The organism is Roseicyclus persicicus (assembly GCF_012395815.1).
Classification (GTDB): domain Bacteria; phylum Pseudomonadota; class Alphaproteobacteria; order Rhodobacterales; family Rhodobacteraceae; genus Roseicyclus; species Roseicyclus persicicus.
In genome coordinates, this window is sequence record NZ_JAAZQQ010000001.1 from 950,763 (window position 1) to 975,893 (window position 25,131).

Here is a 25,131-nt window from a genome sequence, read left to right on the forward strand (position 1 = left end):
CCCCCCATGCCTGTGCGCCCATGTGCCGGAAAGGGTGACACAGGGAGCCCCACGAGTCTCCTGAAAACGCCCGTGGCCCGGTCAGCGCCGCGACCGGCGGGCGGGCGGGGTCAGGCCCGGGCGCGCCCGTCTTCGTCGCCGGCCCGGCGGTCCACCGCGAAGAAATCGGCGGGCGAGGTCACGGCCAGCTGCAGGCGGCGGCGGTACTCGGCGCGCGGGATCTCGATGGCGCCGAGGCTGCACAGGTGCCCGGTCGTGAACTGCGTGTCGAAGAGCTGGAAGCCCCCCGCGCGCAGCCGCTCGACCAGGAAGGCCAGCGCGATCTTGGAGGCATCGGTGCGGCGCGAGAACATCGATTCGCCGAAATAGGCCGCGCCCAGCGTCACGCCGAACACGCCCCCGGCCAGCTCGCCGTCCATCCAGACCTCGACCGAATGGGCATAGCCCAGCGCGTGCAGCGCCCGGTAGGTGCCACCGATCTCGGCGTTGATCCAGGTCTCGGGCCGGTCGCCGCAGGCCGCCAGCACGCCGCGGAAGTCGCGGTTCACCGTCACCTCGAAGCCGCCCTTGGCGATCCGGCGCCGGAGCGACCGCGACACGTGGAACCCGTCGAGCGGGAACACCCCCCGCCGCTGCGGGTCGACCCAGAAGATGCCGGGATGCGTGGCGCCGTCCGACATCGGGAAAATCCCGGCCGCGTAAGCCCGTATCATCAGGTCGGGTGACAGCGCCGGTCGGGCCGGGCTGAACATGTCATGCGCCATGGGGTGCGACATAGTGTGCCAACCCGGAAAGTCCTGCGGAAAATGCAGGAGCCGTGCGGGCGGCAGTCCGGCGCCGAGGTCGACCACCGTGCCGCCCGCGGGCAGCCGCGGTATCGCGGCCGGGTCGAGGGGCGGCGCCGGCCGGGGCGGCTCAGCCGAAGGTTTCGGCAAGCCAGCCCTCGAGCCAGTGGATGGTGTAGTCGCCCGACTGCACCTCGGGCGAGTCGAGCAGCGCGTGGAACAGCGGCACCGTGGTGTCGACGCCGTCGATGATCAGTTCGCCCAGCGCCCGCTTCAGCCGCGCCAGCGCCTCGGGCCGGTCGCGCCCGTGCACGATCAGCTTGCCGATCAGCGAATCGTAGTAGGGCGGGATGCGGTAGCCATCGTAGATCGCCGAATCCATCCGCACGCCCAGGCCGCCCGGCGCGTGGTACTGGGTGATCTTGCCGGGGCTGGGGGCGAAGTTCGGCAGCTTTTCCGCGTTGATCCGCACCTCGATGGCGTGGCCGTTCACCTCCAGGTCGCCCTGGTTGAACGACATCGGCAGGCCGGCGGCGACGCGCAGCTGCTCGCGCACCAGGTCGACGCCGAAGATGGCCTCGGTCACCGGGTGTTCCACCTGCAGGCGGGTGTTCATCTCGATGAAGTAGAACTCGCCGTCCTCGTAGAGGAATTCGATGGTGCCCGCGCCCTCGTAGCCGAGATCGGCCACCGCCTTGGCGCAGGTCGCCCCGATCCGGTCGCGGGTGGCGGGGTCGATGACGGGGCCGGGGGCCTCCTCGAAGACCTTCTGGTGGCGGCGCTGGAGCGAGCAGTCGCGCTCGCCCAGGTGCACCGCGTTGCCGCGCCCGTCGCCGAAGACCTGCACCTCGATGTGGCGCGGCCGGCGCAGGTATTTCTCGATGTAGACCTCGTCGTTGCCGAAGGCGGCCTTGGCCTCGGTCCGGGCGGTGCGGAAGGCGGTTTCCAGCTCGGCCTCGGAGCGGGCGAGCTTCATGCCGCGCCCGCCGCCGCCGGCGGTCGCCTTGACGATCACCGGGTAGCCCGCGTCCTGCGCCACGGCGTGCGCGGCCTCGAGCGTCTGCACCGCGCCCTCGGAGCCGGGAACGCAGGGCACGCCCAGCTTCTTCATCGTGTCCTTGGCGGTGATCTTGTCGCCCATCAGGCGGATGTGCTCGGCCGAGGGGCCGATGAACTTGATCCCGTGATCCTCGACCGCCTGCACGAAATTGGCGTTCTCGGACAGGAAGCCGTAGCCGGGGTGGATCGCCTCGGCGCCGGTGATCTCGCAGGCCGAGATGATGGCGGGCATCGACAGGTAGGACTGCGAGGACGGCGGCGGGCCGATGCAGATCGCCTCGTCGGCCATGCGGACATGCATCGCGTCCGAGTCGGCCGTCGAATGCACCGCCACGGTGGCCACCCCCATCTCGCGCGCGGCCCGGATGACGCGCAGCGCGATCTCGCCGCGGTTGGCGATGAGGATCTTGTTGAACATGGGTGCGTCCCCGCTCACTCGATGATCATGAGCGGCGCGCCGTATTCCACGGGGGCGCCGTCCTCGACCACGATCCGCTTCACTGTGCCCGCGCGGGGGGCGGGGATCTGGTTCATGGTCTTCATCGCCTCGATGATCAGCAGCGTCTGGCCCTCGGTCACCCGGTCGCCGACCGAGACGAAGGATTTAGCGCCCGGTTCGGGCTGCAGGTAGACGGTGCCGACCATCGGCGAGGTCACGGCGCCGGGCGCCTGGGCGGGGTCCTCGACCGCGGCTGCGGGGGCTGCGGGGGCCGCGGCCATGGCGGCCGGGGCCGGGGCAGGGGCGGCCACCTGGACCGGGGCCGGCATCATCAGGGTCTGGCGGGCGACGCGGACGTTCAGCCAGTCGTGCTCGCCGTATTCGCGCTTCACATGCAGCTCGGTCAGGTCGTTCTCGCGCAGGAGCTCGGCCAGCGCCTGGATGAAGGCCACGTCATTGGCGCGCGTTGCGTCCGTCTTGTCGCTCATGTCTGTCCTCGCAAACTGGGGCGGCATTGCGCGCGCCCACGGCCTCCCTCAGGGCCCGGTCCGCCGGGTCGTCTGGACGACGCCTATAGCGCAGGGTTTCCCCGGGGAAAACCCGCCCCGTGGGGTGCATATGGGCATGGGCGCGCCCCATGCCAGCGCCGCACTGCCCGATTTTTCGGCAAATGCCCCCGATGCCGGGGCAAAACCGGCCCCCGCCACCCCGCCGCAGAAATTTACCGTTTGATAAAAAATGGGACCCGTGCCAGCCTTTCCCCATCGCGACACGCCATTCGCCGCCAGGGAGATGCGCCCGATGACGAACAGCCCCTTCACCCCCGGCATCGTGCCCGCGCGGCTGGACGCCGCCACGCTGGCCGAGAACTTCGCCGACCTCCACGCGCCGTTGGACGACCACGAGGCGCTGGTGGCCGCCGACCGCTGCTATTTCTGCCACGATGCGCCCTGCATCACGGCCTGCCCGACCTCGATCGACATTCCGCTGTTCATCCGCCAGATCGCCACCGGCACGCCCGAGGCGGCGGCCCGCACGATCTTCGACCAGAACATCCTCGGCGGCATGTGCGCCCGCGTCTGCCCGACCGAGACGCTCTGCGAGGAGGCCTGCGTGCGCGAGGCGGCCGAGGGCAAGCCGGTCGAGATCGGGCGGCTGCAGCGCTACGCCACCGACACGCTGATGGCGGCGGGCGTGCATCCCTTCACCCGCGCGGCGCCCACGGGCAAGCGCGTGGCGGTGGTGGGGGCGGGGCCCGCGGGGCTGGCCTGCGCGCATCGCCTCGCCATGAAGGGGCATGACGTCGACCTCTACGACGCCAAGGAGAAGGGCGGCGGGCTCAACGAATACGGCATCGCGTCCTACAAGGCGGTGGGCGGCTTCGCGCAGGCGGAGCTGGACTGGCTCTTGCAGATCGGCGGCATCGCGCTCCACACCGGCAAGGCTCTGGGCCGCGACCTGGCGCTGGATGGGCTGCGCGCCGAGTACGACGCTGTGTTCCTCGGCATGGGTCTGGCGGGCGTGAACGCGCTGCGGGCCGAGGGCGAGGAGCGCGCCGGCGTGCAGGACGCGGTGGGCTTCATCGCCGAGCTGCGGCAGGCCTCCGACCTCGCCGCGCTGCCCGTGGGCCGCAACGTGGTGGTGATCGGCGGCGGCATGACCGCGATCGACGCGGCGGTGCAGTCAAAGCTGCTGGGTGCCGAAAGCGTCACGGTGCTCTACCGCCGCGGGCGCGACGCGATGCCGGCCAGCCGCTACGAGCAGGACCTGGCTGCGTCCAAGGGCGTGCGCTTCGTCTTCAACGCGATGCCGGTGGCGATCCTCGGCAACGGCGCGGTGACGGGGGTGCGGGTGGAATATACCCGGTCCGAGGGCCGCAGCCTGGTGGGCACCGGCGAGACCTTCGACATCCCCGCCGACCAGGTGCTCAAGGCCATCGGCCAGACGCTGGAGGGCGCGCCGGGGGGCCTTGTGATCGCGGGCGGCAAGATCGCGGTCACGGGTGCGGGGCGCACGACGCTTGCGGGCGTCTGGGCCGGCGGCGACTGCGCGGCGGGCGGCGAGGACCTGACGGTGACGGCCGTCGCCGAGGGGCGCGACGCCGCCGAGGACATCCACGCGACGCTGATGGCATGATCAGATTTTTCTAGAAAAATCTGTGGTTTCCGAATTTTCTAGAAAATTCGGTCAGGCACAAAGGGAGACCAGGACCATGGCAGACCTTTCCACCGACTTCCTGGGCATCAAGTCGCCCAACCCCTTCTGGCTGGCCTCCGCGCCGCCGACCGACAAGGCCTACAACGTCGTCCGCGCCTTCGAGGCGGGCTGGGGCGGCGTGGTCTGGAAGACGCTGGGCGAGGCGGGCCCCCCCATCGTCAACGTCAACGGCCCGCGCTACGGCGCGATCTGGGGTGCGGACCGGCGGCTCCTGGGCCTCAACAACATCGAGCTCATCACCGACCGCCCGCTCGAGGTGAACCTGCGCGAGATCAAGCAGGTGAAGCGCGACTGGCCCGACCGGGCGATGATCGTGTCGCTGATGGTGCCCTGCGAGGAACAGGCCTGGAAGGCGATCCTGCCGCTGGTCGAGGAGACCGGGGCGGACGGCATCGAGCTGAACTTCGGCTGCCCGCACGGCATGTCCGAGCGCGGCATGGGATCCGCCGTGGGGCAGGTGCCCGAGTACATCGAGATGGTCACCCGCTGGTGCAAGCAGAACACCCGGATGCCCGTGATCGTGAAGCTGACGCCGAACATCACCGACATCCGCTACCCCGCGCGGGCGGCCAAGAAGGGCGGCGCGGACGCGGTCAGCCTGATCAACACGATCTCGTCGATCACCAGCGTGAACCTCGACAGCTTCAGCCCCGAGCCCTCGATCGACGGGCGCGGCACCCATGGCGGCTATTGCGGCCCGGCGGTGAAGCCCATCGCGCTGAACATGGTGGCCGAGATCGCCCGCGACGCGGAGACCCGCGGCCTGCCGATCTCGGGCATCGGCGGGGTGACCACCTGGCGCGACGCGGCCGAGTTCCTGGCGCTGGGCGCGGGCACGGTGCAGGTCTGCACCGCGGCGATGACCTATGGCTTCAAGATCGTGCAGGAGATGATCTCGGGCCTGTCGCAGTATCTCGACGAGAAGGAGATCACGCTGGCCGAGCTGACGGGCCGGGCGGTGCCGAACGTGACCGACTGGCAGTACCTGAACCTCAACTACGTCACCAAGGCCCGCATCGACCAGGACGCCTGCATCAAGTGCGGCCGCTGCTACGCCGCCTGCGAGGACACCAGCCACCAGGCCATCGCCATGTCGCCCGACCGGGTGTTCACCGTGAAGGACGACGAGTGCGTGGCCTGCAACCTCTGCGTCAATGTTTGCCCCGTGGACGGCTGCATCACCATGGAGCGGATGGAGGCGGGCGTCGTCGACCCGCGGACCGGCGTGACCGTGTCGGACGACTACGCCAACTGGACGACGCATCCGAACAACCCGGCGGCGCGCCCCGCGGCGGAGTAGGGGTTTCGCCGCCTTTGGCGGCGATCCGCCGGGGGCTTTGCCCCCGGACCCCCAGAGTATTTTTGAAGCAAAGATCAGGGCGCGAGAAGGCGCGTGAAGAGCGTGTCGAGGAAGTGTTCGGCCTCGGTGATCGGGTCGCGGCGGGGGCCGAGCACGGCACGCACCTGCACGTCGAAGTCGGCGTAGTGCTGGGTCAGCGCCCAGATCGAGAAGATCAGGTGGTGCGGGTCCACGTCGGCGATGCGCCCGGCCTCGGCCCAGCCGCGGATGACGGCGGCCTTCTCGTCGACCAGCGCCTTGAGCTCGGTCGCCAGCGCCGCCTGCATCCGCGGCGCGCCCTGCACGATCTCGTTGGCGAAGAGCCTCGATTCGCGGGGAAATTCCCGGCTCATCTGCAGCTTGCGCCGGACATAGGCGAGGAGTTCCGCCACCGGCTCGCCGTCGCCGTCCAGCGCGCGCAGCGGGTCGAGCCAGGTGTCCATCAGCTTGCTCAGGAGGGTGACGTGCATCGCCTCCTTGGAGGGGAAATAGTAGAGCAGGTTGGGCTTGGACAGCCCCGCCTCGGCCGCGATCATGTCGAGCGTCGCGCCGCGGAAGCCGTGCTGCGAGAACACCTCGAGCGCCGCCTCGAGGATGGTTTCGCGGTTCTTGCGCTGGATCCGCGTGCGCGGTTTCTGCAGGCCCATGAGCGCATTTGAAGCGCGCCCGCGCGCCCCGCACAAGCCCCGTTTCGCGCCCCGCCCAAGCCCCGGGCAGCGCCGCCCGTTTCGGCATCATTCGCCTTGTCTTTGCGCGGCGCCTCAAGGAAACTGCCGGGACGGGCCGTTGACTGGCACAGCGCCTCTGCTAGCGTGGCCTTGACCATCTGGTCAAAAACAATTCCGCGGTCCGGCGGCGCGCGCCCGGGCCCGTACCACAGGGATGCCCGCGATGGCCCTCGACCGCTCCAACCCGGTGCCGAACGACCTGTCCGCCTTCTGGATGCCGTTCACCGCGAACCGCCAGTTCAAGAAGGCGCCGCGGATGCTCGTCTCCGCCGACCGGATGCATTACCGCACCGCCGACGGGCGCGAGGTGCTGGACGGCACCGCGGGGCTGTGGTGCTGCAACGCGGGCCACAACCGCCCCAAGATCGTCGAGGCGATCCGCCAGCAGGCGGGCGAGCTGGACTATGCGCCGGCCTTCCAGATGGGCCACCCCAAGGCCTTCGAGCTGGCCAACCGGCTGCGCGACATGGCGCCGGCGCCGATGGAGCACGTGTTCTTCACCAACTCGGGCTCCGAGTCGGTCGAGACCGCGCTGAAGATCGCCATCGCCTACCAGCGCGCCATCGGCCAGGCGTCGCGCACCCGCCTGATCGGGCGCGAGCGCGGCTACCACGGCGTGAACTTCGGCGGCATCTCGGTCGGCGGCATCGTCAACAACCGCAAGTTCTTCGGCTCGCTGCTGACCGGGGTCGACCACCTGCCGCACACCCACCTGCCGGGCCAGAACGCCTTCAGCCGCGGCCAGCCCGAGCATGGCGGCAACCTGGCCGACGAGCTGGAGCGCATCGTCGCGCTGCACGGCCCCGAGACCATCGCCGCCGTGATCGTGGAGCCGGTGGCGGGCTCGACCGGCGTGCTGATCCCGCCCAAGGGCTACCTGCAGCGCCTGCGCGAGCTGACCCGCAAGCACGGCATCCTGCTGATCTTCGACGAGGTCATCACGGGCTTCGGCCGCCTCGGCGCGCCCTTCGCCGCCGACTATTTCGACGTGATGCCGGACATGATCGTCTGCGCCAAGGGCCTGACCAACGGCGTGATCCCGATGGGCGCGGTGCTGGCCACGAAGGAGATCCACGACGCCTTCATGGGCGGGCCCGAGCACGTGATCGAGCTGTTCCACGGCTACACCTACTCGGGCAACCCGATCGCGTCGGCCGCCGGCATCGCCACGCTGGAGACCTACAAGGAGGAGGGGCTGTTCGAGCGCGCCGCCGAGATCGCGCCCTACTGGGAGGACGCGCTGCACAGCCTCAAGGGCCTGCCGCATGTCATCGACATCCGCAACCTCGGCCTGATCGGCGGCGTGGAGCTGGAGCCGATCGCGGGCGAGCCGACCAAGCGCGCCTTTACTGCCTTCCTCGAGGCCTACGACCGCAACGTGCTGATCCGCACCACCGGCGACATCATCGCCATGTCGCCGCCGCTGATCATCGAGAAGGGCCACATCGACACGCTGATCGGGACCTTGGCGGACGTTCTTAGGAAACTGCATTAAGGACGGCCGGAAAGAGACTGGGGATAAAGGAAAAGACATGCCGGCACCTGCCGAGAACATGCGGATCGACGGCGAGCGCCTCTGGGACTCGCTGATGGAGATGGCGAAGATCGGGCCGGGCGTGGCGGGCGGCAACAACCGCCAGACCCTGACCGATGCCGACGCCGAGGGCCGCGCGCTGTTCCGGCGCTGGTGCGAGGCGGCGGGGATGACCATGGCCGTCGACCAGATGGGCAACATGTTCGCCCGCCGCGAGGGCACCGACCCCGAGGCGCTGCCGGTCTATGTGGGCAGTCACCTAGACACCCAGCCCACGGGCGGGAAATATGACGGCGTGCTGGGCGTGCTCGGCGGGCTGGAGGTGATCCGCAGCCTCAACGACCTGAACATCAGGACGAAACATCCCATCGTCGTGGTGAACTGGACGAACGAGGAGGGCACGCGCTTTGCCCCCGCCATGCTCGCCTCGGGCGTGTTCGCGGGCCGGCACACGCTCGACTGGGCCTATGACCGGGTTGATGCGGCCGGCAAGCGCTTCGGCGACGAGCTGGAGCGGATCGGCTGGAAGGGCGACGAGCCCGTGGGTCATCGCCGGATGCACGCCATGTTCGAGCTGCACATCGAGCAGGGCCCGATCCTCGAGGCCGAGGGCAAGGACATCGGCGTCGTCACCCACGGCCAGGGCCTGCGCTGGATCGAATGCACGATCACCGGCAAGGAAAGCCACACCGGATCGACGCCGATGCACATGCGCCGGAACGCGGGCCGGGGCCTCGCGCTGATCACCGAGCTGGTGCACGAGATCGCGATGAAGAACCAGCCGAACGCCGTCGGCGCCATCGGCCATGTCGACGTCTACCCCAACAGCCGCAACATCATCCCCGGCAAGGTGGTCTGCACCGTCGACATGCGCACCCACATCCTGCCCAAGCTGAACGGCATGGTCGAGGATTTCCTGGCCCGCGCGCCGCAGCTTTGCGAGGAGATCGGCGTCGGCTTCTCGGCGCAGATCGTCGGCCAGTTCGACCCGCCGGCCTTCGACGAGGGCTGCGTCAAGACCATCCGCCAGGCCGCCGAAAGGCTTGGATATTCCCACATGGACATCGTGTCCGGCGCGGGCCACGACGCCTGCTGGATCAACGATGTCGCGCCGACGGCGATGATCATGTGCCCCTGTGTCGACGGCCTCAGCCACAACGAGGCCGAGGAGATCAGCCCGGAGTGGGCCGCCGCCGGCACCAACGTCCTGTTCCACGCCGTCGTGGAGACCGCGGAGATCGTCGAATGAAGACCATGCGTTACGCCGCGCTTGCCGCGCTGATGGCCGTTGCCGGCTGCGTCACCGCCACGCCCGAGGGCGAGACGGCCGAGATCAGCGAGCAGGTCCGCGCGCTGGCCGCCCCGGGGCAGGACCTGACGCAGGTCCGCCTCGAGAGCGACGGCTGCTACTGGTACCGCTACGACGGGCCGGTCGAGACGACCTTCCTGCCGCTGATGACGCGCGAGGACCGGATGATCTGCGTGCGGGCGCCGACGACCTGACACCGGCAAGGCTGGACCTGATGACCTGGGGAGAGACGAGATGAGCACCGTGATCAAGGGCGGCACCGTGGTGACCGCCGACCTGACCTATGCCGCCGACGTGAAGGTCGAGGGCGGCCGCATCGTCGAGATCGGCCCGAACCTCAAGGGCGACGAGGTGCTGGACGCCACCGGCTGCTACGTCATGCCGGGCGGGATCGACCCGCACACGCACCTGGAGATGCCCTTCATGGGCACCTATTCGTCCGACGATTTCGAGAGCGGCACCCGCGCCGCCCTGTCGGGCGGGACCACGATGGTGGTCGACTTCGCGCTGCCCAGCCCCGGTCAGGGCCTGATCGACGCGCTCAAGATGTGGGACAACAAGGCCGGGCGCGCCACCTGCGACTATTCCTACCACATGGCGGTGACCTGGTGGGGCGAGCAGGTCTTCGACGAGATGAAGACCGTCATCGAGGACCACGGCATCAACACCTTCAAGCACTTCATGGCCTACAAGGGCGCGCTGATGGTGAACGACGACGAGATGTACGCCTCGTTCAGCCGGCTGGCCGAGCTGGGCGGCATCGCGCTGGTCCATGCCGAGAACGGCGACGTGGTGGCCGAACTGACCGCCAAGCTGCTGGCCGCGGGCAACACCGGCCCGGAGGCGCACGCCTATTCCCGCCCCGCCCAGGTCGAGGGCGAGGCGACGAACCGCGCCATCATGATCGCCGACATGACCGGCGTGCCGCTCTACGTCGTCCACGTCTCGTCCGAGGATGCCCACGAGGCGATCCGGCGCGCCCGCAGCCTTGGCAAGCGCGTCTGGGGCGAGCCGCTGATCCAGCACCTGACGCTGGACGAGAGCGAGTATTTCCACCCCGACTGGGACCACGCCGCCCGCCGCGTCATGTCGCCCCCCTTCCGCAACAAGAAGCACCAGGACAGCCTCTGGGCGGGCCTGATGTCGGGCTCCTTGTCGGTGGTGGCGACGGACCATTGCGCCTTCACCACCGAGCAGAAGCGGTTCGGGATCGGCGATTTCTCCAAGATCCCGAACGGCACCGGGGGGCTCGAGGACCGGATGCCGATGCTCTGGACCCATGGCGTCGCCACCGGGCGGCTGACGCCCAACGAGTTCGTGGCCGTGACCTCGACCAACATCGCCAAGATCCTGAACTGCTACCCCAAGAAGGGCGCGATCCTGGTGGGCGCGGACGCCGACATCGTGGTCTGGGACCCCGAGAAGGAAAAGACCATCGCCGCGTCGGCGCAGCAGTCGGCGATCGACTACAACGTGTTCGAGGGGCACCACGTGAAGGGCCTGCCGCGCTTCACGCTGACCCGCGGCCACGTCGCCGTGCATGACGGCGAGATCCGCACCCGCGAGGGCCACGGTCAGTTCGTCAAGCGCCCCGGCAACGGCACCGTGAACCGGGCGCTGTCGACCTGGAAGGAGCTGACCGCGCCGCGGCCGGTGGAACGGACGGGCATTCCGGCAACAGGCGTCTGACCGAGGCGCCGGAGGGGGACGAGATGGTGAAGGTCGCGGTGATCACCGCCGGTGGCTCGGGCATGGGCGCCGATGCGGCCCGGGCCCTGCGCGAGGCCGGCTTCGAGGTCGCGATCCTGTCCTCGTCGGGCAAGGGCGAGGCGCTTGCGGCCGAGCTGGGCGGGCTGGGTGTCACCGGGTCGAACCAGTCCAACGCCGATCTGGCGCGCCTTGTCGACGGCGCGATGGAGCGCTGGGGCCGCATCGACGTGCTGGTCAATTCCGCCGGGCACGGCCCCCGCGCCCCGGTGCTGGAGCTGACCGACGAGGACTGGCACCAGGGCCTCGACGTCTACATGCTGGGCGCGGTCCGGGCGACGCGGCTGGTGACGCCGATCATGGTGGCGCAGGGCGGCGGCGCGATCATCAACATCTCGACCTTCGCGGCCTTCGAGCCCGACCCGGTGTTTCCGACATCCGGCGTGTTCCGGGCGGGGCTGGCGGCCTTTGCCAAGCTGTTCGCGGACAGGTACGCCCCCGACAACGTGCGCATGAACAACGTGCTGCCGGGGTTCATCGACAGCCTGCCCGAGAAGGAGGAGTTCCGCGCCCGCGTGCCAATGGGGCGCTACGGGCGGTCGCGGGCCGAGATCGGCGGCACCATCGCCTTTCTCGCCTCCGACGCCGCGGGCTACATCACCGGCCAGAACCTGCGGGTCGATGGCGGCATAACGAGATCGGTATGACGGGGGACCAGGACGGGTGACTGTGGCAGCTGCAATGCCGGTGCAAGGATCGACGGGCGCGACGCCCGTGATCGAGGCGCGTGGGCTCGACCTGACCTTCCAGACCGCCGACGGTCCGGTGCAGGCGCTGCGCGACGTCAACCTGACCATCGGCAAGGGCGATTTCGTCAGCTTCATCGGCCCCTCGGGCTGCGGCAAGACCACCTTCCTGCGGGTCATCGCGGCGCTGGAGCACCCCACGGGCGGCACCATCACCGTCAACGGGATGACGCCCGACGAGGCGCGGCAGGCCCGCGCCTATGGCTACGTGTTCCAGGCCGCGGGGCTCTACCCGTGGCGCACCATCGAGAAGAACATCAAGCTGCCGCTGGAGATCATGGGCTTCGACCGGGCCGAGCAGGACCGGCGCGTGCAGAACGTGCTGCACCTCGTCGACCTGGAAGGCTTCGGCAAGAAATTCCCCTGGCAGCTGTCGGGCGGGATGCAGCAGCGGGCCAGCATCGCCCGGGCGCTCGCCTTCGACGCCGACATCCTGTTGATGGACGAGCCCTTCGGCGCGCTGGACGAGATCGTGCGCGACCACCTGAACGAGCAGCTCCTCAAGCTCTGGGCGCGGACGGAAAAGACCATCGGCTTCGTCACCCACTCCATCCCCGAGGCGGTCTACCTGTCCACCAAGATCGTGGTCATGTCCCCGCGGCCGGGCCGGATCACCGACGTGATCGACAGCCCGCTGCCGCGCGAGCGCCCGCTCGACATCCGCGACACGCCCGAGTTCCTGGCCATCGCCCACCGCGTCCGCGAGGGGCTGCGCGCGGGGCATGCCTATGACGATTAACGACGCGCCCGCAGGTCGGAAACCGGCGCGCGCCCGCGCCGCCGCCGCCGCTATCACCGCCCCATGTCCGGGGGCCGCGGGGTCGGCCCCCCTGTCGAAAGGGGCGGCGGATGAGTGCGGGGTTCTTCGCGTGGCTCGGGGCGGCGATGGCCGTGTTCCTGACCGCCTCCACGGCGCTCCGGGCCTATGTCTCGGCGCCGCGGATCGGGCTTCTGCTGGTCGCGCTGGGCCTCTACACGCTGGGCAACCTGATCATGGTGCGGCTGATGCGCGAGACCGGGATGGCCGTCGCCATCTCGATCTCGGCGGTGCTGCAGCTGGTGCTGGCGGCCGGGGTGGGGATGCTGCTGTTCGGCGAGCGGCCGGGGATGCTGCAATCGGCGGGGCTCGTGCTGGGCATCGTCGCGGTGGCGCTGATCGTCTGGCCGACGCGTCCGGGCTGAGGAGGGGGGCGGCATGAGCGTCGCGGCCGCCTCCGCGCCGACCGGCCGCCGCGGCGGCGCCGCGCTGGGCACGCTTGTCGGCGCCGTGCTGCCGGTGCTGACGGTGGTGCTGGCCATCGTGGCGCTGTGGTATGCTGCCTCCGTGATGATGAACCGCGCCTGGACGCTCGACCAGATGGAGCGGCGCGGCCTCGAGATGACGGCGATGGAGATCGTCGCCGACACCATGAACCAGGAACGCCCCGTGCTGCCGACACCGCACCAGGTCTTTGCCGAGCTGTGGAACACGACGGTGGGCGAACCCGTGATGCGCGAGCGGCGCGGCCAGATGCAGGGCAACCCCCGCAACCTGGTGTTCCACGCCTACCACACGCTGTGGCCCACCATCCTCGGCTTCGGGATCGGCTCGATCCTCGGCATCCTGCTGGCCGTCGGCATCGTCCATTCCCGCGCGATGGACATGAGCGTCATGCCCTGGGCCATCGCCAGCCAGACCATCCCGATCCTCGCCATCGCGCCGATCATCGTGGTGGTGGTGTCGAACCTGCCCGCGCTGAACAACGCGGTGGATGCGGGCCTCATCAGCGAGGACACCAAGCTCCTGGTGCCCAAGGCGCTGATCTCGGCCTATCTCAGCTTCTTCCCCGTCGTGGTCGGCATGGTCGCGGGCCTGCGCAGCCCCAATGCCATGGACCTCGACCTGATGCGCACCTATTCGGCCAGCCGGCCGCAGACCTTCTGGAAGCTGCGGCTGCCGGCCTCGGTGCCGTTCCTGTTCACCTCGCTCAAGGTGTCCATCGCGGCCGCGCTGGTCGGCACCATCGTGGCCGAGCTGCCCACCGGCGCCCGCTTCGGCCTCGGCGCGCGGCTCCTGACGGGGAGCTACTACGGCCAGACCATCCAGATCTGGTCGGCGCTGTTCATGGCGGCGATCTGCGCGGCCGGCCTGGTGATGCTGCTCGGCGCGATCGAGAAGCTGGTCCTGAAACGCATGGGGGTGAAGCCATGAAGGCCGCGGCCCTCCCGCCCTGGGGCCTGCCCGCGCTGGGTGCCGCGCTGATCGCCCTGGCGGCCATGACCGACCAGCGGCTTGCGCTCATCCTCGCCGTCTGGTTCGGCGCCTGGGGCCTCAACGCGCTCCTGGCGAACCGGGCCCGGGGCGCGGGCGCGCGGCTGATCGTGCCGCTGATCTTCGGCATCACGCTGCTCGTCCTGTGGGAACTGGTCGTCGTTCTCTACCAGGTCAGCTTCGTCATCCTGCCCGCGCCGTCGGCGATCTGGGCGCGCATGATCTCGGAAACCGCCATCCTCTGGGCCGATTTCCAGCAGACCATCCTCAAGGGCGCGCTGGCGGGCTACGCCATCGGCTGCGGCGCGGCCTTCCTCGCCGCGCTCGCCATCGACCGCAGCGGGTTCCTGCAGCGCGGGCTCCTGCCCGTGGGCAACTTCATCGCGGCGCTGCCCATCGTCGGCACCGCGCCGATCTTCGTGATGTGGTTCGGCTTCGGCTGGCAGTCCAAGGCCGCCGTGGTCGTGGCCATGGTGTTCTTTCCGATGCTGGTGAACTGCGTGCAGGGGCTCAAGGCGTCGGACGCGATGCAGCGCGACCTGATGCGCACCTATGCCGCCAGCTACGGCCAGACGCTGCTCAAGCTGCGCCTGCCGACCGCGCTGCCCTTCGTGTTCAACGGCTTGAAGATCTGCACGACCCTTGCGCTGATCGGGGCCATCGTCGCCGAATTTTTCGGCTCTCCGACGGTCGGCATGGGATTCCGCATCAAGATCGAGATGGGCCGCCTCGCCATGGATATGGTCTGGGCGGAAATCGCGGTCGCCGCGCTGGCCGGCTCGCTGTTCTACGGGCTCGTGGGGCTGATCGAGCGGCAGCTGACATTCTGGCACCCGTCGCAAAGGCGGGGCCGATAACCAGGACGACAAGGTCCAACTTGGAGGGAAGACCATGAAGAAGACACTGATACCGGCGCTGGCGCTGGGCATGGCCGCCGGCGCGGCCCAGGCCCAGGACGAGGTGACGCTGCAGCTGCAGTGGGTCACCCAGGCGCAGTTCGCGGGCTACTACGTGGCGCTCGAGAACGGCTACTACGAGGAAGAAGGGCTCGACGTCACCATCCTGCCCGGCGGCCCGGACATCGCACCGCCCCAGGTGCTGGCCGGCGGCGCGGCCGACGCGATGCTGAACTGGATGCCCTCCGCGCTGGCCGCCCGCGAGCGTGGCCTGCCGGTGGTCAACATCGCCCAGCCCTTCGTGCGGTCGGGCCTGCAGCTGACCTGCTGGGCCGACACCGGCATCACCGAGCCCGCCGACCTGGCCGGCCACACGGTCGCGCACTGGTTCTTCGGCAACGAGTACACCTTCCTTGGCTGGATGAACCAGCTCGGCATCCCGGTCGACGGGTCCGAGACCGGCGTCACGCTGCTGCAGGCGGGCTTCAACGTCGACCCGCTGCTGCAGCGGCAGGCCGACTGCATCTCGACCATGACCTACAACGAATACTGGCAGATCATCGACGCGGGCGTCTCGCCCGAGGAACTGGTGACCTTCCGCTATTCCGACTACGGCGTCGACACTCTGGAAGACGGCATCTGGGTGCTCGAGGAAAACCTCAACGACCCCGCCTTCTTCGACAAGATGGTCCGCTTCGTCCGCGCCTCGATGCGGGGCTGGGTCTGGGCGGCCGAGAACCCCGCCGAGGCCGCGATGATCGTGCTCGACTATGACGAGACCGGCGCCCAGACCGAGGAGCACCAGCTCCGCATGATGGGCGAGATCGCGCTCCTGGTGGACGCGAACGGCGGCACGCTCGACGAGGAATCCTATGCCCGCACCGTCCGCACGCTCCTCGAAGGCGGCGACGCGGTGATCACCGCGGAACCGACCGGCGCCTGGACCCACGCGGTCACGGATGCCGCGCTGAACTGATCCCGGCCCCGGCCGGCGTGGCGCAGCCCCGGGGGCAACCCCGGGGCTGTTGCCGTTTCCGGGGGCCGGCCATCGCGGCCATCGCTACCGCCGCAGGTCGATCCGCGGCGCCCCGGCGTCCCTGTCGGGCGGGGCGAGGCGGTCGGGCGCGTAGCCCGTGCCGGGCGGCGGGGGCGGGTCGTCGACCTTGTCGAAATCGCCCACCTGCCGGGTGTTCAGCGGCGGGATGCCCAGCCCCTTCAGCGGCGGCGGGTCGGCGGGCGGCTCCAGCGGGTCGGCGCGCGGGGTCTCCCGCGGGTCGAGGCGGGGGCCGCGCGCGGTTTCGGCGGCGGTGACGGCGGCCGCGCCCAGCATCGGCGGGGCGGCGGCGGGCGTGCCCTTGGGGTCGGGCCGGGCCGGTCCCGCGACGGGCAGCGGGACGGCGGGCAGGGGAGGGAGCGGTGTCATCCACGGACTCCGGGTCGCACAGGCCCCCAACCTGGCCATCATCCTGCCCCGGTCGGCGCCGGACGGGAAGGGGATCGTTAAAATGCCTTGCAAGATCCGGCCCGGGCCCCGTGCGCCGCGCCCACCTGTAAACAATGGCACAACCCGTTCTGTCGGCGCCGGTTTCCTGTTAAGGTCGCGCCGACCCAGCCGCCCGAGCCCGCCCATGCCGCCCGTCACCCCCTCTGCCCGCCGCGCCCAGCTGACCGGCAACCGCATCCGCGAGCGGCGCCTGGTGCGCGGCATCAAGCAGGCGGAGCTGGCCGAGGCGGTGGGCATCTCGGCCTCCTACCTCAACCTGATCGAGCACAACCGCCGCCGCATCGGCGGCAAGCTCCTGGTGGCGCTGGCCCGCGCGCTCGACGTGGAACCCGCGCAGCTGTCCGAAGGCGCCGACGCCACCCTCTACGACGCGCTGCAATCGGCGGCGCAGGCGCTGCCCGCCCCCTTCGGCGCCCGCCCCGAGACCGACCGCATCGACGAGCTCGCGGGCCGGTTTCCCGGCTGGACCGCCCTGATCGCCGCCCAGCAGAAGCGCATCGCCGCCCTCGACGCGCTGGTCGAGGGGCTGCGCGACCGGCTGGGCCACGACCCGGTGCTGGCCGAATCGATGCACGAGGTGCTGTCGACCGTCGCCGCGATCCGCTCCACCGCCGACATCCTGGTGCGCGAGCCCGATCTCGAGGCGGTCTGGCGCAGCCGGTTCCACCGCAACCTCCACGAGGAGGCCGAGCGCCTGTCGACCCGCGCCACCGCGCTCCTGCGCCATTTCGAGGCCGAGGAGGAAGACGCCGGCAGCCGCGCCGCCTCCACCCCGATCGAGACGGTCGAGGCCATGTTCGAGGCCGCCGGCCACCATTTCCCCGCCATCGAGGCCGAGGGCTGGGCCGCCATCCCCGGCGTCATCGCGCGCGCCGCCGGCATGGAGGACCCCGCCACCCGCGACCTGGCCGAACGGCTGCTGACCGCCTACGCCGACGATGCCGCGCGGCTGCCGCTGGCGCTGGTGCGCCCGGCGGCCGAGGCGGCGGGCTACGACCCCGCGGCGCTGCTTGCGCTCGGGGCCGGCGACGTGGCGCTGGTGCTGCGCCGGCTCGCCACCCTGCCGCGACAGGCGGCGCTGGGCGAGGGCGCGCCGCCCTTCGGCCTGGCGGTCTGCGACGGGTCGGGGGCGCTGATCTTCCGCCGCCGGCTCACCGCCTTTTCCATTCCGCGCTTCGGGGCCGGTTGCCCGCTCTGGCCGCTCTACCGCGCGCTCGGCCGCCCCGGCCAGCCCGAGGCCGCGCTGATCGAGATGCCGCAGGGCGCCCGGTTCCGCGCCTGGGCGGTCAGCCAGCCGGCCGCGCCCGCGGGCTTCGGCGAGGCGCCCGTGATGCAGGCGGTGATGCTGGTCACACCGGCCGAGGCGCTGCGGTCCCCGGCGCCCGCCGGCCCGGTCATCGCCGCCGGCCCCGGTTGCCACCTCTGCCCGCGCACGGAGTGCCCGGCCCGGCGCTGAGGCGCGGGGCTCAGCCCGGGGTGGCGGGCTTGCGCGCCCGGATGAAGGTCGGCCGGTGCTCGCCCGAGCGCAGCACCACCAGCATCCGGTCCCAGATCTCGATGTTGCGGTCGACGAACTCCTCGCCCAGCCGCGCCGCGACCTCGGCCCGCCAGGGCCCCCGCATCCGCGCCAGTTCCGCCTCGGCCACCTCCCGGTACCAGGGGTTGCGGTCGACGGTCTCCACCTCGACCAGCCCCGCCGCCTCGGCCGCGGCCCGGTAGCGCGCGGGCGAGGCCATGCCGAAATCCAGCGCCTCGGCGTCCATGTAGGCCCGCATCTCGGGCGAGGGCGGGCCGTCGTGGCCGATCAGCCAGTCCGAGGCGAGGAACCGGCCCCCGGGCTTCAGCACCCGCGCCACCTCGGCCATCAGGGCGGCCTTGTCGGGGATGTGGACGATCGAGTCCTTGGAGAACACCACGTCGAAACAGCCCGGCGGAAAGGGCAGCGGCCCCGGCCAGACCCGCACCAGCCCGATCCGCCGGTCCAGCCCCGCCGCGGCGACCAGCGTCCGGGCGCGTTCCAGCACGCCGTCCTCCACGTCGATGCCGGTGACGTGGCCCGCGCCGTGATCCCGCACCAGGCACAGGTCGATGCCGCCCGCCCCGCAGCCGATGTCGAGCACCGAAAGGCCGGCGATGTCGTGCCCCTCGAGCACGCGGGCCACCTCGGCCGGCCCGCCGGGCGACAGGAACCCCTCGCCCCAGATCGCCTCCAGCAGCGCGATCAGCTCGGCCGGGTAGTGGTCGGTCATGGCGGCGTGCCCCCCTGCGAGTCGCCCGGTGTCGTCCGCGCCATTGCGCATGACGCCGGGGCCGTCGCCAAGGGGGCACGCGGGCACCCCATTGCCTAATCCCGCGCCGCGCTGCAAACTCGCCCGACCCAAGGCGGAGGGAGGACAGCCGTGGGCGGACGCATCCTGCTCGTGGAGGACGAGGGCAACATTCTCGAAGCCATCGGCTTCATTCTCAGCCGCGCCGGCTGGGAGGTGCAGGGCCATGGCAACGGGGCCACCGCCCTCGACGCGGTCGCCCGCACGGGGCCCGACCTGATCGTGCTCGACGTGATGCTGCCCGGCCGCTCGGGCCTGGAAATCCTGCGCGACCTGCGTGCGCGCCCCGAGACGGCCGAGCTGCCCGTCCTCATGCTCACCGCCAAGGGCCAGGCCCGCGACCGCGAGACCGCGCTGGAGCTGGGCGCCAACGCCTACCTGACCAAGCCCTTCTCCAACGCCGACCTGCTCGCCACCGTCACCCGGCTGGCCGAGGCCCGGGCCGCGACGGGCCGCGGCTGAGGCCCGGGCCCCGATGGCGCGGCGGCTGTTTCTCGAACGGCGGACCTACCGGCAGAACCGGCTGCAGGACGCCGCGCGGCTGTTGCCGGTGCTGGGGCTGGTGCTGTTCTTCGCGCCGGTCTTCATCCGCGGCGACGCGGCCGAGGCCGGCCCGTCGCTGTCGAGCTGGCTGGTCTACTACTTCGCCGTCTGGATCGGCCTGATCGTGCTGACCGCGGTGGTGTCGCGCGCCCTGACGCCGGGCGGCCGCGCCGAGCCGGGGTCGCCGCCGCCGCCGCCCGAGGGGGAGGGCGGCTGATGCTCAGCTTCGACGGGCTGGTCGCGGTCTGCGTGCTCTACGTGGCGATGCTGTTCGGGATCGCCTTCCTGGCCGAGAAGCGCGCCGCCGAGGGCAAGGCGCGCTGGCTGTCCTCGCCGATCACCTACACCCTCAGCCTGTCGATCTACACCACCGCCTGGACCTTCTACGGCGCGGTCGGTTCGGCGGTGCGCAACGGGCTCGAGTTCCTGACGATCTACCTCGGGCCGACGCTGGTGTTCATCGGCTGGTTCTGGCTGTTGCGAAAGATGGTCCGTATCGGCCGCGCCCAGAGGATCACCTCGATCGCCGACATGATCTCCAGCCGCTACGGCAAGTCGGGCGGGCTGGCGGCGCTGGTCACGGTGCTCGCCGTCCTCGGCACGACGCCTTACATCGCGCTGCAGCTGCAGTCGGTCACGCTGTCCTTCTCGGTCTTCGCGCGGCCCGGCGCCTTCGGGGCGCCCGACACCGAACAGACGGCGATCTGGGTCGCGGCGGGCCTTGCGCTGTTCACCATCGTGTTCGGCACCCGCTCGCTCGACGTGAACGAGCGCCACCCGGGCCTCGTCTCGGCCATCGCGCTCGAGGCCATCGTCAAGCTGACCGCGCTCCTCGCCGTCGGCATCTTCGTGGTCTGGGGCGTGGCCGACGGGCCCGCCGACATGCTGGCGCGCATCGAGGCCAGCCCGGTCAGCCAGAGCTCGTGGAACGGCGCGCGCTGGCTGGGGCTGTCGGTGCTGGCCGGCGCCGCCATCCTGTGCCTGCCGCGCATGTTCCAGGTGCTGGTTGTCGAGAACTCCGACGAGCGGCACCTCGCCACCGCCGGCTGGGCCTTCCCGCTCTACCTGCTGCTGATCAGCCTCTTCGTGGTGCCGATCGCGGTGGTGGGCCTCGAACTGCACGGCCCCGGCGCCAACCCCGACCTGTTCGTGCTGACCGTGCCGCTGGGCCTGGGGCAGGACGGTCTGGCCCTTCTTGTGTTCCTCGGCGGCTTCTCGGCGGCGACCTCCATGGTGATTGTCGCCGCGCTGGCGCTGTCGACCATGCTGTCGAACCACATCATCGTGCCGGTCTGGCTGCGCCTGTCGCGCCACGACGACCCGATGTCGGGCGACATGCGCCGCGTGGCGCTGACGGCGCGGCGGCTGTCGATCGGGGGCGTGCTGTTCCTCGGCTGGGGCTATTACCGCCTGTCGGGCGGGACCGACGCGCTGGCCGCCATCGGGCTGATCGCGTTCCTCGGCGTGGCGCAGATCCTGCCGGCGCTGCTGGGCGGCATCCTGTGGCGCGGCGCCACCCGGATCGGGGCGGCGATGGGGATCGGCTCGGGCTTCCTGATCTGGGCCTGGCTCCTGCTGCTGCCCAACCTGGCCGAGACCGGGGGCGGGCTGCCCGTCCTGTTCGAGGCCGGGCCCTTCGGCCTCGCCTGGCTCAGCCCCGCCACGCCGCTGGGCCTGGCGGCCACCGACCCGCTCCTGACCGCGATGGTGCTGTCGCTGGGGGTGAACACCTTCCTGTTCATCCTCGGCTCGCTGGTGTCCTTCCCCGGCCCGCTGGAACGGCTGCAGGGGGCGCAGTTCGTCAACGTCTACGACCACTCGCGGCCGCTCTACGGCTGGCAGGGGGTGGCGGGGGCCGCCGACGACCTCCTGATCATGGCGCAGCGGATCCTCGGGACGGGGCGCGCCGGGCGGCTGTTCCAGGCCGCGGCCGAGGCGCAGGGGCGCACGGGCGGCGTGCCGGAACCCACGCCCGATTTCCTCGAACGGCTGGAGCGGGAGCTGGCGGGCTCGGTCGGCGCGGCCACGGCGCATGCCATGGTCGCCCAGATCATCGGGGGCGCCAGCGTGTCGGTGCGCGACCTCCTGGCCGTGGCCGACGAGACCGCGCAGATCATGGAGTATTCCAGCCAGCTCGAGGCGAAATCGGCCGAGCTCGCCCAGACCGCCGCGCGGCTGCGCGAGGCCAACGCCAAGCTGACCGAGCTGTCGCGCCAGAAGGACGCCTTCCTCAGCCAGATCAGCCACGAGCTTCGCACGCCGATGACCTCGATCCGGGCGTTTTCCGAGATCCTGATGCAGGCCGACCCGGTCGACGATGCCGCCCGCGCGCGGTTCTCCCGCATCATCCACGACGAAAGCCTGCGTCTGACGCGGCTGCTGGATGACCTTCTCGACCTGTCGGTGCTGGAAAACGGCCGCGTCACCCTGAACGAGACCGAGGCGCGGCTGTCCGACGTGCTCGACCGCGCCATCTACGCCGCGGGGGCCATGGCCGAGGACGGGCGGCTCGCCATCCGGCGGGACCGCGCGGAGGAGGCCGTCGCGCTGTGGACCGACGCCGACCGGCTGGCGCAGGTGTTCATCAACCTGATCTCCAACGCGCAGAAATACTGCGACGCCGCCCAGCCCGAGCTGACCATCTCGGTGCGCCAGCTGCCCGGCCGGGTCGAGGTGGAGTTCGCCGACAACGGCACCGGCATCCCGCCGCGCCAGCAATCCCTGATCTTCGAGAAATTCGCCCGCGCCGACACCGCCCGCGGCGCGCCGGGGGCGGGGCTTGGCCTCGCCATCAGCCGCGAGATCATGGCCCGGCTGGGCGGCGGCCTGTCCTACGTGCCCTCGGGCGGCGGCGCGCGGTTCCGGGTGCGGCTGCCCGCCCGCGCGCTCCGGGCCGCTTGACCGATCCTTAACCCTTTTCGGGGCAGGGTAGGGGCGATGCCACCCCGGACCCGCCCCCGATGACCGCCCCCCGCCCCGGCGCGCTGCGCCGCAAGATCGCGGCCCATGCCCGCCCCGCCCCGCCGCGCCCTGACCTGTCGGCCGGCGCGGTGCGCGGCTTCGGCCGGGCCTTGCGCCACGCGGCGGCGCCCTTCGACGGGCTCGGCCTGACGCTCGGCGATGTGGGCTTCACGCCGGATGCCGACCTCGACGGCGCCCTTGCCGCGCTGCCGCCCCAGGGCCTTGTCGCCGCGGTCGAGGACGCGGCCGGCCGCCGCGGCCTGATCGGCCTGTCCGCGGGCCTCGTCGACGCGCTGGTCGAAGTGCAGACCACCGGCCGGGTCGAGGCGGCCGAGCTTCCGCCGCGCCCCGTCACCCGCATCGACGAGGCGCTGGCGCGCGACTTCGTCGACCTCGCGCTTGCGTCCTTCGCCGCCGAGACCCAGGGACTGCCCGGCCGCGACTGGCCCGACCGCGTCACCTACGGCAGCCGCATCCGCGACCGCGGCCAGGTCTCGCTCCTGCTGCCCGAGGGGCGCTATGGCGTCCTGTCCGCGGCGCTGGGCTTTGCCGGCGTCGCGCGGCGGGCCGGCGTGGTGCTGGTGCTGCCCACGGTCGCCGTGGCCGCCGCCGCCGCCCCGGCCGAGGTGCGCCCGCCCGACCCGGCCTGGGTGGCCGCCCGCGCCCGCCTCCTCGACGATCTGTGCCTGCCGCTCGACGCCGTGCTCCTGCGGGTCCGGCGCCCGCTGGGCGAGGTGCAGGCGCTGGCCGTGGGCGACCTGGTGCCGTTTCGCGCGGCCGACCTTGCCGAGGTCGCGCTCGAGGATGCCGCGGGGCGCGTCCTCGCCCGTGGCCGTCTCGGGCAGGTCGGCGGCCACCGGGCCCTGCGCCTGCCCGCCGCCCCCGCCGCCGCCGCACCCGCGCCCGCCGCCGACCCCGCGCCGCCCGCGCCCGCCGCCGCCCGCGCCGCCGGCTGAGCCGCCTTGCAATCCCCGCGGCGCCCCGCCAAGGTCGCGCCGAACCGCGCCAAGGGGGAGGGACCAGATGGGCCACGCCAGTTTCCGCCGCGACCTCGTCGCGGGCACCACCCTCGTCGGCACCTTCATGAAGACGCCCGCCGTCGACGTGCTCGAGGTGCTGATCCTCGCCGGCCTCGATTTCGTCTGCCTCGACGGCGAACACGCCCCCTTCGACCGCGCCGCGCTGAACGCCTGTGCCGCCGTCGCCCGCGCCGCCGGCCTGCCGCTCCTCGTCCGCGTTCCGTCCGCCGCGCCCGCCGACATCGGCGCCGCCCTCGACCTCGGCGCGACCGGTATCGTCGTGCCCCATGTCACCGACCCCGAGACCGCCGCCCGCGTGGCGAAATCCGCCCGCTTCGGCCATGGCGGCCGCGGCTACGCGGGCTCCACCCGCTGGGCGGGCTTCGGCACCTCGGACATGGCGACGCTGCTCGCGCGCAGCCGCGAGGAAACCGTGGTCATCGCCCAGGTCGAGGACCCCGAGGCGGTCGAGGCCTGCGAGGCCATCGCCGCCGTGCCCGGCATCGACGCGCTGTTCCTCGGCCCCGCCGACCTGTCCGTCGCCTACGGCAAGACCGACCAGTCGAGCCCCGAGCTGCACGCCGCCATGGCCCGTGTCGGCCGCGCCGCCGCCGCCGCCGGCAAGGGCTACGCCACCTTCGTGCCCCATGCCGAGGCCGGCCGGGCGCTGGAACAACACGGCTTCACCGCCTGGTTCGTCGCCTCCGAGCACGCCTGGATGCTGGCCGGCGCCCGCGCCGCCGTGGCCGGGCTCAAGCGCGGCTGAGACGCCGCCGCCGGGCCCGCACCGGGCGACCGGGCGGGCGCGATCCCGGGGGCCTGTCCCGCACCCTGCGGGCGGCATCCCCCTTGCGCGCCGTTGCCGCGATAGCCCCCCAACCCGGGGCATTCGTCGAAAATCCGCCGCAATTCCGGCGCGAAGAAACCCCTGCAATACCTCCGGTCCGACGCGGCCGCACCCCGCTTTCGCCCCGCCGCTGGCCCAGCTTCAGGTCGTCCCGTTGAGGCACGGTCGACATCGAACGCCCGCAAGAAGCCCGCACCAAGCGGCAAGGAGGCACGGCAATGAAACGGATCCTGATCACCCCCGCCCTGATCGTCGCGGCCGCGCTGGGCCTTTCGGCCTGCAGCACGCCCTTCGACGTGTCGCGCGACACCCCCTTCGACCCGATCACCCCGGTGATCGAGGCCCCGACCCAGGACTGGTCCTTCACCGCGGTCGAGATCGTGGTGCCCCGCACGCTCAGCGTGTCCGAGGCCAATTCGATCAAGCCCGCGTCCGACATCGTCTGGCGCGAGGACCCGCTCGGCGACCGCTACGTGCAGGTCGAGGCGATCCTGCGCGACGCGCTCACCCCCGTGCTGCAGCCCCGTGAGGGCGCCGCGACCCCCGTGGTGGTGGCGATCGAGGTCACGCGCTTCCACGCCCTGACCGAGCGCGCCCGCTACACCATCGGTGGCGAGCACGAGATCGAATTCATGCTGACCGTCCGCCACGCCGAGACCGGCCAGATCCTGTCGGGCCCGCGCCCGGTCGACCTGACCTTCCGCGCGCTCGGCGGCCAGGCCGCGATCCAGGCCGAGGCGCAGGGCATCACCCAGCGCGTCCGCATCACCGAGCGCCTGCAGGAGTGGGCCCGGGTGGAGTTCCCCGCGCCCCTCGCCACCCTGATCTCGGTGGCCGAGGTCCAGAACTGATCTTCCCCC

General features: G+C 71.3%; 25 protein-coding genes. 19 read left to right on the plus strand and 6 right to left on the minus strand.

Annotation, left to right across the window (positions count from 1 at the left end):
- Positions 1-110: 110 nt before the first annotated feature.
- The 3 genes from aat to accB all read right to left on the minus strand — a co-directional run bounded on the left by aat (position 111) and on the right by accB (position 2,771).
- A complete protein-coding gene (aat, locus tag HCU73_RS04810; protein WP_168622241.1) occupies positions 111-764 on the minus strand; it encodes a leucyl/phenylalanyl-tRNA--protein transferase in 654 nt (217 codons plus the stop codon).
- 151 nt (positions 765-915) lie between these two features.
- Complete coding sequence (gene accC, locus HCU73_RS04815; RefSeq protein WP_168622242.1) at positions 916-2,262, minus strand: acetyl-CoA carboxylase biotin carboxylase subunit; 1,347 nt, start codon at positions 2,260-2,262, stop codon at positions 916-918.
- 14 nt (positions 2,263-2,276) lie between these two features.
- Positions 2,277-2,771 carry an acetyl-CoA carboxylase biotin carboxyl carrier protein gene (accB, locus tag HCU73_RS04820; RefSeq protein WP_168622243.1) on the minus strand — a complete coding sequence of 165 codons (495 nt, stop codon included), beginning with the start codon at positions 2,769-2,771 and terminating at the stop codon, positions 2,277-2,279.
- A gap of 313 nt (positions 2,772-3,084) precedes the next feature.
- Here accB and HCU73_RS04825 point away from each other — a divergent pair, with 313 nt between their 5' ends.
- On the plus strand, positions 3,085-4,419 hold the full coding sequence (locus HCU73_RS04825) for an NAD(P)-dependent oxidoreductase (RefSeq protein WP_168622244.1): 1,335 nt from the start codon (positions 3,085-3,087) through the stop codon (positions 4,417-4,419).
- A gap of 76 nt (positions 4,420-4,495) precedes the next feature.
- Positions 4,496-5,800 (plus strand): NAD-dependent dihydropyrimidine dehydrogenase subunit PreA, encoded by a 1,305-nt coding sequence (gene preA / locus HCU73_RS04830; RefSeq protein WP_168622245.1) that lies wholly within the window; start codon positions 4,496-4,498, stop codon positions 5,798-5,800.
- Between the two features lie 74 nt (positions 5,801-5,874).
- Here preA and HCU73_RS04835 read toward each other — a convergent pair whose 3' ends face one another.
- Positions 5,875-6,486 carry a TetR family transcriptional regulator C-terminal domain-containing protein gene (locus HCU73_RS04835; protein ID WP_210730477.1) on the minus strand — a complete coding sequence of 204 codons (612 nt, stop codon included), beginning with the start codon at positions 6,484-6,486 and terminating at the stop codon, positions 5,875-5,877.
- A 244-nt stretch (positions 6,487-6,730) separates the two neighbouring features.
- Between HCU73_RS04835 and aptA the strand changes: the two genes are divergently transcribed.
- The 10 genes from aptA (at position 6,731) to HCU73_RS04885 (ending at position 16,046) form a co-directional block, all read left to right on the plus strand.
- The gene (gene aptA / locus HCU73_RS04840) at positions 6,731-8,062 is read left to right on the plus strand and encodes an omega-aminotransferase AptA (protein WP_168622246.1); all 1,332 of its coding nucleotides are present in this window, start codon (positions 6,731-6,733) and stop codon (positions 8,060-8,062) included.
- Between the two features lie 37 nt (positions 8,063-8,099).
- Positions 8,100-9,350 carry a Zn-dependent hydrolase gene (locus HCU73_RS04845; protein ID WP_168622247.1) on the plus strand — a complete coding sequence of 417 codons (1,251 nt, stop codon included), beginning with the start codon at positions 8,100-8,102 and terminating at the stop codon, positions 9,348-9,350.
- A complete protein-coding gene (locus HCU73_RS04850) occupies positions 9,347-9,604 on the plus strand; it encodes a hypothetical protein (protein WP_168622248.1) in 258 nt (85 codons plus the stop codon). The genes HCU73_RS04845 and HCU73_RS04850 overlap by 4 nt, the downstream gene beginning before the upstream one ends.
- Positions 9,605-9,644: 40 nt before the next feature.
- Positions 9,645-11,099, plus strand: a complete 1,455-nt coding sequence (gene hydA, locus HCU73_RS04855) for a dihydropyrimidinase (RefSeq protein WP_168622249.1) — start codon at positions 9,645-9,647, stop codon at positions 11,097-11,099.
- Between the two features lie 23 nt (positions 11,100-11,122).
- Positions 11,123-11,824 carry an SDR family oxidoreductase gene (locus tag HCU73_RS04860; protein ID WP_168622250.1) on the plus strand — a complete coding sequence of 234 codons (702 nt, stop codon included), beginning with the start codon at positions 11,123-11,125 and terminating at the stop codon, positions 11,822-11,824.
- Between the two features lie 34 nt (positions 11,825-11,858).
- The gene (locus HCU73_RS04865) at positions 11,859-12,662 is read left to right on the plus strand and encodes an ABC transporter ATP-binding protein (protein ID WP_168622378.1); all 804 of its coding nucleotides are present in this window, start codon (positions 11,859-11,861) and stop codon (positions 12,660-12,662) included.
- A gap of 110 nt (positions 12,663-12,772) precedes the next feature.
- Positions 12,773-13,105 carry a hypothetical protein gene (locus HCU73_RS04870; RefSeq protein ID WP_168622251.1) on the plus strand — a complete coding sequence of 111 codons (333 nt, stop codon included), beginning with the start codon at positions 12,773-12,775 and terminating at the stop codon, positions 13,103-13,105.
- A 13-nt stretch (positions 13,106-13,118) separates the two neighbouring features.
- Positions 13,119-14,114, plus strand: a complete 996-nt coding sequence (locus tag HCU73_RS04875) for an ABC transporter permease (RefSeq protein ID WP_168622252.1) — start codon at positions 13,119-13,121, stop codon at positions 14,112-14,114.
- 65 nt (positions 14,115-14,179) lie between these two features.
- Complete coding sequence (locus HCU73_RS04880; protein WP_168622379.1) at positions 14,180-15,031, plus strand: ABC transporter permease; 852 nt, start codon at positions 14,180-14,182, stop codon at positions 15,029-15,031.
- 34 nt (positions 15,032-15,065) lie between these two features.
- Positions 15,066-16,046, plus strand: a complete 981-nt coding sequence (locus HCU73_RS04885; protein ID WP_168622253.1) for an ABC transporter substrate-binding protein — start codon at positions 15,066-15,068, stop codon at positions 16,044-16,046.
- Positions 16,047-16,130: 84 nt separating this feature from the next.
- Here HCU73_RS04885 and HCU73_RS04890 read toward each other — a convergent pair whose 3' ends face one another.
- Complete coding sequence (locus tag HCU73_RS04890; RefSeq protein WP_168622254.1) at positions 16,131-16,493, minus strand: hypothetical protein; 363 nt, start codon at positions 16,491-16,493, stop codon at positions 16,131-16,133.
- 205 nt (positions 16,494-16,698) lie between these two features.
- On the opposite strand from HCU73_RS04890, the gene HCU73_RS04895 reads away from it, so the two are divergent.
- Positions 16,699-18,030, plus strand: a complete 1,332-nt coding sequence (locus tag HCU73_RS04895; RefSeq protein WP_168622255.1) for a helix-turn-helix transcriptional regulator — start codon at positions 16,699-16,701, stop codon at positions 18,028-18,030.
- A gap of 10 nt (positions 18,031-18,040) precedes the next feature.
- Here the strand turns inward: HCU73_RS04895 and HCU73_RS04900 are convergent, their stop codons facing one another.
- Positions 18,041-18,823, minus strand: coding sequence for a methyltransferase domain-containing protein (locus HCU73_RS04900; RefSeq protein ID WP_168622256.1), 783 nt, complete (start codon positions 18,821-18,823; stop codon positions 18,041-18,043).
- A 150-nt stretch (positions 18,824-18,973) separates the two neighbouring features.
- Here HCU73_RS04900 and HCU73_RS04905 point away from each other — a divergent pair, with 150 nt between their 5' ends.
- The 6 genes from HCU73_RS04905 (at position 18,974) to HCU73_RS04930 (ending at position 25,122) form a co-directional block, all read left to right on the plus strand.
- The gene (locus HCU73_RS04905) at positions 18,974-19,363 is read left to right on the plus strand and encodes a response regulator (RefSeq protein WP_168622257.1); all 390 of its coding nucleotides are present in this window, start codon (positions 18,974-18,976) and stop codon (positions 19,361-19,363) included.
- A gap of 13 nt (positions 19,364-19,376) precedes the next feature.
- Positions 19,377-19,661: a hypothetical protein gene (locus tag HCU73_RS04910; protein WP_210730478.1), complete on the plus strand. Its 285-nt coding sequence runs from the start codon at positions 19,377-19,379 to the stop codon at positions 19,659-19,661.
- Entirely contained in the window at positions 19,661-22,345 is a 2,685-nt protein-coding gene (locus HCU73_RS04915) for an ATP-binding protein (protein ID WP_168622258.1), read from the plus strand. The genes HCU73_RS04910 and HCU73_RS04915 overlap by 1 nt, the downstream gene beginning before the upstream one ends.
- Positions 22,346-22,404: 59 nt before the next feature.
- Positions 22,405-23,361 (plus strand): FliM/FliN family flagellar motor switch protein, encoded by a 957-nt coding sequence (locus HCU73_RS18805; RefSeq protein ID WP_168622259.1) that lies wholly within the window; start codon positions 22,405-22,407, stop codon positions 23,359-23,361.
- A gap of 67 nt (positions 23,362-23,428) precedes the next feature.
- The gene (locus HCU73_RS04925; protein WP_168622260.1) at positions 23,429-24,190 is read left to right on the plus strand and encodes an HpcH/HpaI aldolase family protein; all 762 of its coding nucleotides are present in this window, start codon (positions 23,429-23,431) and stop codon (positions 24,188-24,190) included.
- 299 nt (positions 24,191-24,489) lie between these two features.
- Positions 24,490-25,122: a DUF6778 family protein gene (locus tag HCU73_RS04930; RefSeq protein WP_168622261.1), complete on the plus strand. Its 633-nt coding sequence runs from the start codon at positions 24,490-24,492 to the stop codon at positions 25,120-25,122.
- Positions 25,123-25,131 lie beyond the last annotated feature (9 nt).